The sequence below is a fragment of the Vibrio sp. 10N.261.55.C5 genome (genome assembly GCF_041470505.1).
Classification (GTDB): Bacteria; Pseudomonadota; Gammaproteobacteria; order Enterobacterales; family Vibrionaceae; genus Vibrio; species Vibrio crassostreae_C.
The window spans coordinates 1-14686 of record NZ_JBFRMS010000025.1 but is presented as its reverse complement, the minus strand read 5'-3'; the positions used below and the strand labels follow the sequence as shown (position 1 = coordinate 14686).

11 protein-coding genes are annotated in these 14686 nt (G+C 44.1%); 5 read left to right on the top strand and 6 right to left on the bottom strand.

From position 1 onward, the window contains the following. Positions 1-8 precede the first annotated feature (8 nt). A complete protein-coding gene (locus AB4263_RS11045) occupies positions 9-419 on the top strand; it encodes a curli assembly protein CsgF (RefSeq protein WP_017064154.1) in 411 nt (136 codons plus the stop codon). 16 nt (positions 420-435) lie between these two features. Continuing rightward, on the top strand, positions 436-1272 hold the full coding sequence (locus AB4263_RS11040) for a CsgG/HfaB family protein (RefSeq protein WP_017064153.1): 837 nt from the start codon (positions 436-438) through the stop codon (positions 1270-1272). 84 nt (positions 1273-1356) lie between these two features. On the opposite strand, the gene AB4263_RS11035 is transcribed toward AB4263_RS11040, so the two are convergent. Next, on the bottom strand, positions 1357-1779 hold the full coding sequence (locus AB4263_RS11035) for a hypothetical protein (protein ID WP_017060540.1): 423 nt from the start codon (positions 1777-1779) through the stop codon (positions 1357-1359). Between the two features lie 131 nt (positions 1780-1910). Continuing rightward, entirely contained in the window at positions 1911-2789 is an 879-nt protein-coding gene (locus AB4263_RS11030; RefSeq protein ID WP_029235194.1) for a TraB/GumN family protein, read from the bottom strand. Positions 2790-3193: 404 nt separating this feature from the next. On the opposite strand from AB4263_RS11030, the gene AB4263_RS11025 reads away from it, so the two are divergent. Next, entirely contained in the window at positions 3194-5845 is a 2652-nt protein-coding gene (locus tag AB4263_RS11025; protein WP_372098207.1) for a beta-N-acetylhexosaminidase, read from the top strand. Between the two features lie 536 nt (positions 5846-6381). Next, positions 6382-7074 carry an oligogalacturonate-specific porin KdgM family protein gene (locus AB4263_RS11020; protein ID WP_017064150.1) on the top strand — a complete coding sequence of 231 codons (693 nt, stop codon included), beginning with the start codon at positions 6382-6384 and terminating at the stop codon, positions 7072-7074. A 261-nt stretch (positions 7075-7335) separates the two neighbouring features. Here AB4263_RS11020 and AB4263_RS11015 read toward each other — a convergent pair whose 3' ends face one another. Further along, on the bottom strand, positions 7336-7776 hold the full coding sequence (locus AB4263_RS11015) for a DUF411 domain-containing protein (protein WP_017064149.1): 441 nt from the start codon (positions 7774-7776) through the stop codon (positions 7336-7338). Further along, positions 7766-10570 carry a copper-translocating P-type ATPase gene (locus AB4263_RS11010; RefSeq protein WP_372098206.1) on the bottom strand — a complete coding sequence of 935 codons (2805 nt, stop codon included), beginning with the start codon at positions 10568-10570 and terminating at the stop codon, positions 7766-7768. The genes AB4263_RS11015 and AB4263_RS11010 overlap by 11 nt, the downstream gene beginning before the upstream one ends. Before the next feature lie 300 nt (positions 10571-10870). Here AB4263_RS11010 and gltX point away from each other — a divergent pair, with 300 nt between their 5' ends. After that, complete coding sequence (gene gltX, locus AB4263_RS11005; protein ID WP_372098205.1) at positions 10871-12298, top strand: glutamate--tRNA ligase; 1428 nt, start codon at positions 10871-10873, stop codon at positions 12296-12298. Positions 12299-12423: 125 nt separating this feature from the next. Here gltX and AB4263_RS11000 read toward each other — a convergent pair whose 3' ends face one another. Together AB4263_RS11000 and AB4263_RS10995 are read right to left on the bottom strand one after the other, a co-directional pair. Then, on the bottom strand, positions 12424-12963 hold the full coding sequence (locus tag AB4263_RS11000; RefSeq protein ID WP_017060533.1) for an isochorismatase family cysteine hydrolase: 540 nt from the start codon (positions 12961-12963) through the stop codon (positions 12424-12426). 40 nt (positions 12964-13003) lie between these two features. Then, on the bottom strand, positions 13004-14401 hold the full coding sequence (locus AB4263_RS10995) for an FUSC family protein (protein ID WP_372098204.1): 1398 nt from the start codon (positions 14399-14401) through the stop codon (positions 13004-13006). Between the last annotated feature and the right edge of the window lie 285 nt (positions 14402-14686).

Genomic DNA, 14686 nt, shown 5'->3' with positions numbered 1-14686 from the left:
AGCCAAGGATGTCGATATTTTTCAGAAAGGCCGCGCTCATTGCGCTGATAGTTTCGCCTTCGGTTTACTCAAGCGAATTAGTTTATACGCCCGTAAATCCAAGTTTTGGCGGAAACGCTTTAAACAGTTCTCACCTTTTTAATCACGCTAATGCTATCAATGATTATGAAGACCCAAGTGCAAGGGATATCTTTGATGAGCAAGAATCAGCCTTAGATCGTTTAGCGTCTAGTTTAGAGTCTCGTTTGATAAGCCAGTTGCTTGCTGATGTAGGTAACGGAAATACAGGGCAGTTAGAAACAGATGACTTTTTCCTCAATATTGTTGACGACTCCGGGACCTTACTCGTTCAAATCGTCGATAAAGCGACAGGGGAATCAACAGAAATCAGTGTTTCGGGACTAAACCCAGACCTCTAATCACAAGGATTGTGTTATGAAATCGATCATTATCGTCTTCTTGACCTTTGTGTTGGGAGGGTGCACTTACTCTATGCAAATTCCAGAGACTTCTGAAACGCCAAAACTGATGCCGAGAGGATCGACTTATACCGATCTCATCTCACTACCTCAGCCTCGCGGCAAAATATTGGTCTCAGTGTATGACTTTAGAGATCAAACAGGCCAATACAAGCCTCAGCCAAACAGTAACTTTTCCACAGCAGTGCCACAGGGTGGGACGTCTTTATTGACCACGGCACTTATCGACTCTCAGTGGTTTGTACCTCTGGAGCGTGAAGGGCTCCAAAACTTATTGACTGAACGTAAGATTATTCGAGCGGCTCAGAAAAAAGATAAGGTCGTAAATAATCATGGGGCAGACTTGTCGTCTTTGAGTTCCGCTAACATCGTCATCGAAGGCGGGATTGTGGCTTATGACTCGAATATCGTGACAGGCGGTGCTGGCGCCAAGTATCTAGGTATTGGTGGTTCCGGGCAATACAGAACGGATCAAGTCACGGTGAATTTGAGAGCCGTCGATGTTCGAACTGGGCAAGTTCTTTTGAGTGTCACGACGACTAAAACCATTTCCTCCCATGAAATCGGCTTCGGTGCATTTCGCTTTGTTGACTACAAAGAGTTGTTAGAAGTAGAGATGGGCTATAGCCAAAATGAACCGGTCAATATTGCTGTGATGTCTGCTATTGATGCCGCGGTGATTCATTTGATTGTGAAAGGCATGAAGCGTGGAATGTGGTCGCCGAGCGATCCGAATGCATTAGAAAATCCGATTATCGCACGTTATTCCGAAGCGAGTACAGACATACTTTAAGCTACCGAGTAAGCAGCAAAATAGGGCTATGCGGAAAACGGACCTTTCCCTTAGCCCTGTTTTTTTCTTCAAGCAACTCAATGATCAATTCACATCGCACGTAATATCTTTTATCGGTGTTTCCGAGGTAACAAAACAAACATACGCTTCCGCTGGCTTATTCGGGCCTATTCGAATGTAACCTGCCTTTACTTCATCTTCATCAAACGTCACCGAGTGAGAACTTCCCGTTTGGTTGTCGTAAAAGTTTGCTTCAAAATTGTTGTTCATTTGGCTTGCGATACGGTTTCGTGTTGTAGATGTTGTGAACGTAATATTGGCGCAGCGCATCGGTGGTTTCTCTGTAATGAGAAATTGCCCACTTTCTTTATCTATCACGCCCCCCTTTGTATCTGGCTGAATGTCGATAGCTTGAAATTGTTCTACCGTACAAGTTTCTTTGGCTGAGGCTATTGAGGGCATCAGCATCGTGAGGGCTAAAGGGAAAGCAAAAAGTACTGGTTTCATTAGAACAACGCCATAGGTAAAAAGAGCGAAAGATAATAGCACTGCAATGGTGCTATTAAATGTAAAGATTCTGTTATTAAGGAAATGCTTTTATAACGAAAACAAAATGAGGTTGAGCATCGTTAGCTTTTTTAGCTAGTCTCAAATTGACATTGGGCTGATTGGCTTTGTGATTGCTGAATGACACTGAAGCCTTTCTTTTCTAATAACTGTATAAGGTTACCTTCTCCAATTAGGTGCAAGGTACCAACTACTATCATGTAGTTCCCTTTAGTCTTAAGCTTCCAATCATTGGAGGATAGTTTGTTTGCCCAGTCTATGTTGCGATCGGTTAAGAATGCTTTCTCAAGTTCAGGCGACATCTCTGACAGTTCTGAGAAGGCTTCCAGCTTCGCTAAATCACCCGCTTTCCAGCTTTCAATCAGGCAATGAACCACGCGATCAGTTTGGTCAAATTCTTCTAGGCTACTGACTAACCACTCCTTACCGTCGTCCTTTTGTTTTGTCATCAGGTCTATTTGGAATTGCAGAGGCTCCAAACTGATAACCGGAACATCTTGGGTAGTCGCTTTGTTCGCTAGCGTCGCATCAACGCCGCTGGCGGAGCCATAACCAAGGTTTTTTAACTGCTGCATTTGTATGGAGAGAGAAGTTGCCCAAGGCGGTGAGCGAAGCAGTTGTTGCGTCGGCATGCCCAATGATTTTGATATGTCGGTTAATAATTGCAGCTGTTCTGTATTGAGTACATCGGCAGTCGTGAGTTTGTTGCGGGGATATACAACGCCATCAGACTTTCTGATATCCGTTTCGATAATTAAGCCATCACTGTTTTTTAGCGCGTCGGTGATCGCCGAAGGAAGGGGGTACATACTCTCGTCTCCAACGTGCACTGAACCTAAGATAGTGAGTGTCAGATCATCCTTTTGTGCTTGCCAATAAAGGGGCTCGGCGACCGCTTGCCTAGCTGAAAAAGCGAGAACGAATAAAACCATGTACCAGAGTGGACGCAAAGGGAGCTCCTTAAGGAAGTATTAAACTCGTTAAAATCGATTTTGACGGTGTTTTTTAACGGTTTTTTTTGAGAACAATGTCACGTTGTTTGTACGAAAAGTATAATAATACGCTGAAACTCTAAATCCTTTCTGACTACCAATGACACGATTTTATGAAATCGGTAAAAAAGATTGTGATTCATTTCTCAAATTTTACGTCAAAATTAAAATGACGGAAGTGCCGTTGCTTGTAACTTGATGATTTTATTTAAATTAAATTTATAAAAATTTTTGAGATTTGAAGCCGATCACTTTATTAGCTCGATTTAATTCACGGTAAAAAATAAGCCCATATAGTTTATCTAACTTTCGAAGCGCTCCATTTTGCTTCTTACTCAATTTTTAATTTATGGGTGAATACGATGTTGAAGAGAAACTTACTATCTGTAGCGGTATTGGCTGGCCTAACAGGTTGTGCAGTAACGCAAGCACCAGAACAAAAAGTAGTGAATGCACTGGCTGATAATCTTGATGTTCAGTACGAAATTCTAACTAATCATGGTGCGAATGAAGGCTTGGCTTGTCAGGACCTAGGTGCTGAATGGGCGTCATGTAATAAAGTGAACATGACGCTAACCAATGACGGTGAAGCGATTGACTCTAAAGATTGGAGCATCTACTTCCACAGTATTCGTCTTATTTTAGATGTTGATAATGAGCAATTTAAGATCACTCGCGTTACTGGTGACCTTCACAAGCTAGAACCTACTGAAAAATTTGACGGCTTTGCGGCTGGTGAAGAAGTGGTTCTTCCGTTAACGAGTGAATACTGGCAACTGTTTGAAACTGACTTTATGCCAGGTGCATTCGTGACGGCGCCAAACGCAGAACCTAAGATGATTGCATCATTGAATACAGAAGATGTTGCATCGTTCGTAACTGGTCTAGAGGGTAATAACCTTAAGCGTACGCCTGATGATAATAACGTAATGGCGACAGCGGTGACGCGTTTTGAAAAGAATGCTGATCTAGCAACGCAAGACGTATCAACTACTTTACTACCAACGCCAATGTCGGTAGAAGCCGGTGAAGGTTCAGTTAGCATTGCTGGTGGTATTGCCCTACCTAAAGACGCATTCGACGCTGAGCAATTCGCAGCAATTGAAGAACGTGCAGATGTGGTAAACGTAGATGTGAGTGGCGACCTACCTGTGAGTGTCGCTGTTGTTCCTACTCAGTTTACGGGTGATTTAGCGAAATCTGGCGCTTATGAACTAAGCATCTCGGAAGAGGGGATTGCAATTAAAGCGTTTGATAAAACGGGTGCTTTCTACGCAGTTCAGTCTATTTTTGGCCTAATAGATAGTCAGAACGCTGAATCATTACCACAACTGTCAATTAAAGATGCGCCGCGCTTTGATTATCGTGGTGTGATGGTGGACGTTGCTCGAAACTTCCACTCAAAAGATGCCATCCTAGCAACGCTAGATCAAATGGCGGCATACAAGATGAATAAACTGCACCTTCACCTAACGGATGATGAAGGTTGGCGTTTAGAAATTCCAGGTTTACCAGAGCTAACGGATGTAGGGTCTAATCGTTGTTTTGATTTGGATGAACAAAGCTGCTTACTGCCTCAGCTAGGTTCTGGTCCAACAACAGACAACTTTGGCTCTGGTTTCTTTAGTAAAGCGGATTACGTCGAGATCCTAAGCTACGCTAAAGCGCGCAGCATCGAAGTTATCCCTGAAATTGATATGCCAGCACACGCTCGTTCAGCTGTGGTATCAATGGAAGCGCGTTACACTCGTCTCATGGCGGAAGGCAAAGAAGCAGAAGCGAACGAATACCGCTTGATGGATCCGCAAGATACATCGAATGTAACCACGGTTCAGTTCTACGATAAGCAAAGCTTCATTAACCCATGTATGGAGTCATCAACTCACTTCGTCGATAAAGTAATCTCTGAAGTGGCGGCAATGCACCAAGAAGCGGGCGTACCGCTAACGACTTGGCACTTTGGTGGCGATGAAGCGAAAAACATTAAGTTAGGCGCTGGCTTACAAGATATTAATGCAGAAGACAAAGTGGCATGGAAAGGTAACATTGATTTATCTAAGCAAGATAAGCCGTTCCAACAATCTCCACAATGTCAGAAATTAATTGCTGACGGTACAGTAAGCGATTTCGGTCACCTGCCAAGCCACTTTGCAGAAGAGGTGTCTAAGATTGTTGCTGAGAAGGGTATTCCACACTTCCAAGCGTGGCAAGATGGCCTGAAATACAGCGAAGGTGAAGAAGCATTTGCAACAGAAAGTACGCGCGTTAACTTCTGGGATGTTCTTTACTGGGGCGGCACTTCATCAGTTTACGACTGGTCTGCGAAAGGTTATGACGTAATTGTTTCTAACCCAGATTACGTATACATGGATATGCCATACGAAGTAGACGCAGCAGAACGTGGTTACTACTGGGCAACACGTGCAACCGATACTCGTAAGATGTTTGGCTTTGCGCCAGAGAACATGCCACAAAACGCAGAAACATCTCTAGACCGTGACGGCAATGGCTTCAGTGGTAAAGGTGAGGTTGAAGCGAAACCTTTCTACGGTCTGTCAGCTCAACTTTGGTCAGAAACAGTACGTACTGACGAGCAATATGAATACATGGTGTTCCCTCGCGTATTGGCAGCAGCAGAGCGCGCATGGCACCGAGCAGATTGGGAAAACGACTACAAAGTGGGCGTTGAGTACTCTCAAGAAACCAACTTAGTGAATAAGCAGGCTCTAAACAGCGACTTTAATCGCTTCGCGAATATTCTTGGTCAACGTGAGCTAGCTAAGCTAGAAAAAGCAGGTATTGATTACCGACTACCAGTTCCAGGTGCAAAAGTGGTTGATGGCAAGCTTGCAATGAACGTTCAATTCCCAGGCGTAGAGCTTCAATACTCAGCTGATGGTGAAAACTGGCTAACGTATGATGAGCAACAACGTCCATCGGTTTCTGGCGAAACTTACATCCGCTCTATCTCTGAAAGTGGCGAGAAAGTAAGTCGAGTGACTTCGGTAAAATAATCGATAAGCAACATTAATAGAAAAGCTCCCTAGCTATTGTCTTATTTAGATAAAAGTGGGAGCTTTTTTTTCGTCCAAACTAAGTTAGGCACTTCTCTTAAGCTGAAACATATAGAAATACTCTTTGTTTATATCGTCAACAATGCACATAAGGTGAGTTCCATCGCAAAAGTGACGCGCTTCTCATTATTCTCTTCAAAAAATAAGTCCTCCATAAAAAACTCTAAATCAAGTGTGATTGAACTGACTCATTCTAATTTCGCGACGTGAAATAATGTGATCTGGATCTGTGTGTTTTTTTGTCTTGAGTTTTTTATCAATTTTTATATTTTTAAGAGATTGATTTTAAAGTATTAAATAACTTTTTCTTTTTTGACAGTGAGAGAGATCACTCTGCCCAGTCTTTTATTTTTAAACGCGAATTAATTCGAGCAACATAGATTTCATGCCAGGGAGGCTACCAACTACTCAAGCGGTGAAGGTGAATGATGTACCGAAGATGTGCCGCTGAAAAAATTAAACTAAGGCAGTTTACTATGAAAAAAATTATCGCTCTAAGTGCTCTTTCTCTTGCTTTCGCTTCTAGTGCTTTTGCTGGTTCTTCTTACGTAACGGGTAACATCCAAATTCATGACGATGGCCGTATCCACGGTTCTGACATGACTTCTACGCTAGAAGCTGGTCACACGTTTGACAACTCTCTAGGCGGCTTCACGGTTTATTCTGAGTTTGATGGTATCCAACTGGGCAAACTTGAATCTGAAAATGGCGGCGCAGGTAATACTACTCCTGGTATCACTGTAGGTGGTGAGCAATCTTTCAATATCACTGACAACCTATGGGTTGCTGCTGGTTACCAACACCTATTCTCTGCGGGTGAAAGCATTCAGTTCCGTCCATTAGTTAAGATCGGTTACAACTTCGACAACGGTATCTCTATTAGCAACCGTACTCGTGCACACATTGATGATACTTCTGCTAACGCTGACACAGACTACCGCATGGATAACCGCATTGCTTACACAGTGAATGCTGACCTAGCGCTTAGCTACAACAACGTATACATGATTGATGCTGAAGCGATGGACCACGAGTTACGTGCAACATGGACTCGTCAAGGTGTTCAACCTTACTTTGAATTCCGTAGCCAAGCTAACGGCGTAGACTTCGCGAACGGCGATTCTAAGCAGAACAACGCATTCGTATTCGGTGCTTCTTACGGCTTCTAAGCTGATTCGCTTGGTTGCTTAGTCTATTAGATTATTAGCCGAGTGAGCTTCTTCGCTAAATAGCTTTTTGCTAAATAGCTTGCTAGCTAATTAGCGAGGGGAACATAGCGGTACTAACAGCCCGGTTGGTGCCGCGACAAGATTTGCTTTACTGTCCAAAAGCAAAGAGCCTAGCAAGTAAACCACAGTCTTGGGATTACTGAATGCTAGGCTCTATTTTTATGACTTCTTTTTATTGCTGTGTGTTGGTCTGTTTAGGTTCTATTTCCCGTTGTAGTGACGGTATTCAAACACCTGACCTTTTTCATTAAACGCATACACAGAATACTCGTCTTTCTTATCGCCATATTCCATGCCTGGCGAACCCATTGGCATACCCGGAACCGCTAAACCAATCGCATTACGTGGTGGGTTTTCTAGAAAGGCTTTAATGTCATCTGCTGGAATGTGTCCTTCAAATACGTATCCGTCGATCTCTGCAGTGTGGCAAGAGGCTAGCTCTTGTGTTATCCCTAGTTTCTGCTTGATTGGGTTCATATCATCGTGGAGCTTCTCAGTAACATCGAACCCAGCATCTCGCATATGTTCAGTCCATTCTGTGCAGCAGCCGCAGTATGGAGATTTGTGGTTTAGAACATCAGTAGCTAAAGCTTGTCCTGAGATTGCAGCGAGTGCAGTAAGAGTCATAATTTTACGAATCATGGTTAACCTCATGAATATGGTTTTTATTAATATTAGAATGAGTTGGTTTGAACAATCTCAGCCTGTTGGCATTGCTGACTACAGTAATTGACGACATCGCCATCGCAGCGCCTGCAACGACAGGGCTAAGCAGAAATCCGAAAAATGGGTAAAGCACACCGGCCGCGATAGGAATACCAAGCGAGTTGTAGATGAAGGCACCAAATAGGTTTTGCTTCATATTTCTCACGGTCGCTTGAGATAGCTCGATCGCGTTGCTTACTGATAATGGCGATGAGTTGAGTAGCGTCATTTGCGCACTTTCAATCGCGACATCACTGCCACTGCCCATTGCTATGCCTATATCTGCTTGAGCAAGTGCAGGCGCGTCGTTAATACCGTCTCCGACCATGGCAACACTCTTATATTGCTGTTGCAGCTGAACAATGTGTTGAGCTTTCTGCTCTGGAAGCACTTCTGAAATCACTTCGTCGATACCGACGTTTTTACCTATCGCTTGAGCTACAGAGTCGTTGTCGCCCGTTAATAGCACAGTGTGAATTCCGGCGGATTTTAGTTGAGCTATCGCCTGTTTGCTATCTATTTTTAACGCGTCTGAAATGCCCAATATGCCTTCCAGTTTTTGGTCAATCGCAATGAAAATAGGCGTCCACGCTTGCGAGCGGCAAAGCTCGATGAAATCCGCGCCAACCTCTGTATTGATACCTAATTGGGTGAGGTACTTAAGCGAGCCAACTTGCACTTTCTTGCCGTTAATTGTTGCTTGAACCCCAAGCCCTCGTTGGTTTTCAAATTCGCTGTGTGGGAGTACTGAAACTTCCAAGCTCTCTGCATATTGGCAAACGGCTTTGGCGAGTGGGTGCTCAGATCCTACTTCTACTGAATAAGCACAAGCCAGTAATTCTTGTTCTGATAAATCGCCATAAAAGGCTTGCTGAACGGTTGGCTTACCTTGGGTTAATGTGCCTGTTTTATCAAACACGACAGCATCAATTTTGCTTGCAGATTGCAACACATCGGCATCTTTGATCAGAACGCCAAACTCAGCGGCTTTGCCAACGCCGACAGTAATTGAAAGTGGTGTCGCAAGGCCTAAGGCACATGGACAAGCGATGATCAGCACTGTGGTTGATACCACTAGCATGTAACTGGCGCTTGGTTGTGGGCCAACAAAAAACCAAACTAAGGCGGCAGCAACTGCGATTGCGACCACAACCGGAACAAAAACGGCTGAGATAGAATCGGCAAGCTTGGCGATTGCTGGTTTACTGCTTTGCGCTTGGCGAACCATTTGAATGATCCGAGCCAGCATGGTGCTTGATCCAATCCCAGTCGCTTCAATAATTAAACTACCATCCCCATTAATAGTGCCCGCAGAAACGCCATCATTTATTGTTTTGACGTTGGGCAGTGGTTCACCGGTCAGCATCGACTCATCGATATAAGATTCACCTGAGACTACGACACCATCAACCGGTACTTTTTCTCCGGGTTTTACTCGTACCTGCATGCCTACCTGAATCGCTTCTACTGCGATGGTTTGTTCTTTGCCATCGACAATAACCACCGCTTTTTGAGGCTGTAAGTTAATCAATGCCTGTAAAGATTTTGTGGTACGCGCTTTGGCTTTGGCTTCGATGTAATGACCCAAAGAAATTAAGCCAACGATCATTGCGCTTGCTTCAAAGTAGACATGGCGAGATGGTTCTGGAAACCATGATGGAATCAGCACAACCAACATTGAATAGAACCATGCTGCGCCTGTACCTAGAGCGACTAAGGTATCCATGGTCGCGCGTTTATGCATCAAGGATTGCCAAGCATTGGTGAAGAAGCTGCGTCCAGAAGTGGCTAACAACACTAAACAAACCACACCAATGAATCCCCAAGCCAGTTGGTCGTTAAATGTAGTAATGGTCATGCTGCCGCCGAACACGCCCCATGCCATTAGCGGTGCCCCAAGCAGTAGCGCACTCACTGAATTTTTTAGGAAGGCCTGTTGAGTGCGAAGTTGCTGTTCTTGTTGTTTTTGCTGTTGAGTCGCCGCGTCATCAACGAACTCTGCACCATAACCTGCGGTTTTTACGGATTCTATTAGCGCGCTTTCGATGACGTCTCGTGTTTTAGAGGTGAAAACTAAGGCTGTCTGTTCTGCGAGATTGATCTGAGCTTGGTCGACGAACTCATTCTTTTTCAGTGCTTTCTCTACCGAAGAGACACAACTCGCACAAGTCATCCCCTCAAGAACAAGGTGATAGGTATATTGGCTAGCTGCGGTTTTATCTTCACTCTTTTTATCTGCTTGTTCGTCTTCTAAATCTGAACTCGATGAAAGGTCATTCGTTTCTGAGTAGGGAGCTGCGTGGTAACCCAGGCTTTCGACCAGCTTAATCACCTCAGACTCAGAAAGCAGAGTAACCAGTGATAATTCCTGTTTGCTGACTTCTAGGTTTAAGGCTTGCTCAGTTTGTTCAAGCGCTTTAGTCAGTTTGCTCACACACTTGCCGCAACTCAGACCGGATAGCGAAAGGTGCAGCTGATTACCCATAGAATAGCCAAGCGTTGCTAACTGTTCGTTGAGCTGAATGTAACTAAATGGAGTCGAAATATCGATGTAGGTCGGCGATATGTCATTAATCATCGTGCTGTCGAGATCGCTAAACAGTGTGCGAACTTTCTTCGCGCAACCCATGCAATTTAGGCCGTTGAGCGCCGTTGTGTAGTAGTTCATATCGATACTCCAATTCTCATCTACGCCTAACATAAACCTTCCCGTAAGGGTAAGGTCAAACATAAATTCAAGAATTTGATCTTGGTGGAGTGCTAGCTAGTGGTTTCAGTTTGGAATGGAAGAGGGAAATTAAGAATGTGCGGCTATAATCTACTTGCTAAGACTATCTATTTACGACTTTAAGGGCGTAATTGGCCTTTCAATAACGGCTTTCGTACAACAACAGCGCATTAATCATTCACTACTGATTGTAGATTTAAGCGGTGGTGATAAAATAGCGCCCAAAATTTAGTGATGTTTGACTATTGCAGGCCTTGTAATGGCGAGCACTAAAAGAATCACCTACTTAATCAAGGTATTTAAATGACGGTTAAAACTCGTTTTGCTCCTAGCCCAACTGGCTACCTACACGTTGGTGGTGCGCGCACTGCACTTTACTCTTGGCTATACGCTAAAAACCAAGGTGGTGAATTCGTTCTACGTATCGAAGACACGGACCTTGAGCGTAACTCTCAAGAAGCGGTTGATGCAATTCTAGAAGGCATGCAATGGATGGGTATGGAATGGGATGAAGGTCCTTACTACCAATCTAAGCGTTTTGACCGTTACAACGAAATGGTTGATAAGCTACTTGCTGAAGACAAAGCATTCAAATGCTACGCGTCTAAAGAGCTGCTTGATGAAATTCGTGCAGAGCAAGAAGAAAACAAAGAAATGGCTCGCTACGATGCTAACCACCCTAAAATTGTTGCAGCAAACGAAGCAGCAAAAGAAGGCGATGCGTGCGTTATCCGTTTCCGTAACCCTAAAGAAGGCAGCGTAGTATTTGATGACCAAATCCGTGGTCGCATTGAAATCGCAAACAGCCAACTTGATGACCTGATCATTCGTCGTACAGACGGTGCACCAACTTACAACTTCGTAGTAGTAGTGGATGACTGGGACATGGGTATCACACACGTTGTTCGTGGTGAAGACCACATCAACAACACACCTCGTCAAATCAACATCTATGAAGCACTAGGCGCGCCAGTTCCAACGTTCGCTCACTGTGCAATGATTCTTGGTGATGACGGTGCGAAACTTTCTAAGCGTCACGGTGCTGTTTCTGTAATGCAATACCGCGATGAAGGTTACCTACCAAATGCATTAAACAACTATCTAGTTCGTTTAGGCTGGTCTCACGGTGACCAAGAGATCTTCTCTCAAGAAGAGATGATTGAATTCTTCAGCCTGAACGCTATCAGCAAGTCTGCTTCTGCATTCAACACTGATAAGCTACTTTGGTTGAACAACCACTACATCAAGACATCTGAGCCTGAGTACGTTGCAAAATACCTGCAATGGCACCTAGACGCACAGAAGATCGATACAACAAACGGTCCAGCTATCACTGAAGTGATCAAGCTAGTTGGCGAGCGTTGTAACACGCTTATCGAACTTGCTGAGCAATCTCGTTACTTCTACGAAGATTTCTCTGAGTTTGAAGCTGGCGCAGCGAAGAAGCACCTACGTGGTGTTGCTAAAGGCCCACTAGAGCTTGCTCTTGCTAAGGTTGAAGCACTTGAAAATTTCACTACTGCAAACATCAAAGATGGTGTAATTGCAGCTGTATGTGAAGAGCTAGAGATCGGCATGGGTAAAATCGGTATGCCACTTCGCGTAGCAGTAACAGGCGGTGGTCAGTCTCCTTCTGTTGATGCTGTGATGGAGCTTGTTGGTAAAGAGCGCGTAATCGCTCGTATCAAGATGGCTCTTGAGTTCATCGCTGAGCGTGAAGCTAACGCTTAATCCTATTTCTCTTGTTTGAGATAGAATGTACTTGAGATAGAACGATCATCAGCCGACAGCTTAATTCGCTGTCGGCTTTTTATTGTTTAATGAAAATACGGTCAACGTATTTTAGGACGAGACAGTTATAGCAAGTCTTGAGCTTTTGCTAAAACACTGAGTTTTGGGAATATATTTTGGCAGCTGTGCTGGTGGTTCATCGGGTTCATATCTGCAATCGCATCTTCGACAATCACCACGTTATAACCCAGTTCAAATGCTTGTCTAGCCGTTGATTCGACCCCAATACTTGTTGCTACCCCGGTCAGATAAATATCCGTAATACCTTGCTCACAAAGCTGCTTCTGCAAATCTGTGTTGGTAAATGCACCCCAGGAATATTTGGTTAGATAGCGATAATTAGGGTTTAGGCGCAGGCTTTCGATGACCTCTCCCCATACGATCTTTGATGCGTCAGGCTGAGCCGCTTTATTTTGCAGTTCCGTTCGGCCTTGTGGACGACCGGCTACATTAACAATAATTACGGGTAAATCAGCATCATCAAATGCATCGCAGAGAGCAAGGCTGTTCTCTATGATCGGTCGGGACACGGTTTCCGGTAATTGATCAACGATACCTTGTTGCAGGTCGATAACGACAAGCGCAGAGCATTTACTCATTTTCATTACTTTATGCCTTAGTGGTCTTTGTGTGAGGTTATAGTGGTTAACTTTTACGGTGTATTAAGCGGGTGTAAAAGCGGATGAAAGCCAGTGCAACCATCATATAAATGAGTAGGTTCAAAGGGGTAGTGACGTCATAAACAGGCACAAGTTGCGTTGCGCTCATGGTAATCATTACTAATAGGTTGCCCCCGAGAACTCGATAGACCATCCACTGATTACCAGCGAACAGGCGATACACCATAAAGACATTAACAAAGTAAAATGCCATTAATTGCCATACTTCGGTCATCGAAGGTAACAGCAGAACATACTGAATGAGGAACAGTGACCCAAAGGCTAAGTAGCCAATGGTCCAGTGCTTTATCATTTGCCTAGGCATGTTGCTTAATATCAAGGCGCAAATGGCACTGTTAATGATGAACAGACTTCCCGATGATATTGGTAGATATATCCAGACTAGAATTGCTGAGATGAAGCTCATTGTGCCGACTAACGTATTGCTTAATCGTTGCTGGCTGTTGTCAAGTAATCGGGCAAATAAGCGCTTTTTCTTAAAGTTACCCTGGTAGAATTGTTTGACTGTCTCTGGAAAAGGGGGCTTGTAATCGACATTAACCGATGATGCTTCAATAAAAGCCATAGCCTGGTTAAGTATCGAAAAATCATTGTGATCAACCCCTTGATCATGGGCGTTTTGCAGTAACTGTTTGGCAACCCAGATTGCTTGAGTTTGCTGTTGATGCTTCCACTGCTTTCTGGCAGGCATACGGCCATGCAAATCGGGCAGGCGCATCAGATCGTTCAGCGCTTTGAAGGTCGGGCTTTCAATATTTAACTCGCAGCTCGTGTGTAACTGGAAACGCTGCGCTGAGTCATTGTAAGCGAGTGAATGAATGAGGGGAGACATCGCCTCTAAAACAACACTGACTTCGTTGTTAAAGCGTGTGTCATCATCCTCAGGCCAAACCACGCTATAGATGGTCGTATAGACCACGAAGCCAAGCAGGGTTTCTTGCAGCCTTAGTACCGCAATATTAAATGTAGCTACACCATCAAAGCTGCCAGATATCGCCAGCAGGATGCAGACAATAAATGCCGTAATGTAAGCATAGCCGATGACCGGATCGGAACCCATGTATATACAAATTGCGAGTAACAGTGCGATGTTTGCTAAAAAATAATATCGATCTTGCCCAAAAACAGCGATTAACCAAAGCCCGACAAACGCGCCACAAAGCGTCCCCAACAATCTGAGAATGCCTTTTTTCTTGCCAGCAGTAATAGTATCAGTGATGGCCAATATATTGACCACGATAGCCGCCCAGTAAGGCTTCTCAAGGTTAAAATACAACGCAAGGTAGATAGCTAAACAAAATGCTAGGGCAACCTTTATGGCATTCTTGGCTGGAGTGCTCAGTGACTTTATAATGAGTAGCATAGTGGGGTTTAGCGGCAGAGGGATCGAATACGAGGATATTGCCTGATCTTTTGGTCAGCCTAAACTCTAGTTTGAAGGCCTTGATCCATCAAATATAGCAACTCTATTGCATCGTTTAACATTCAGGGGAAGGGGGGCGATCAGTCACTCTACTTATACGATATTGTTCGATGCTGATAATGATCGATAGATCTTCTAATAGTTAATAGCGATAGAACATCAGGTTTATCGTTCTTCTAAGCTGGCTAGTTGTTCCGATTATTTTAGGTTCATCGCGGCTTTCCG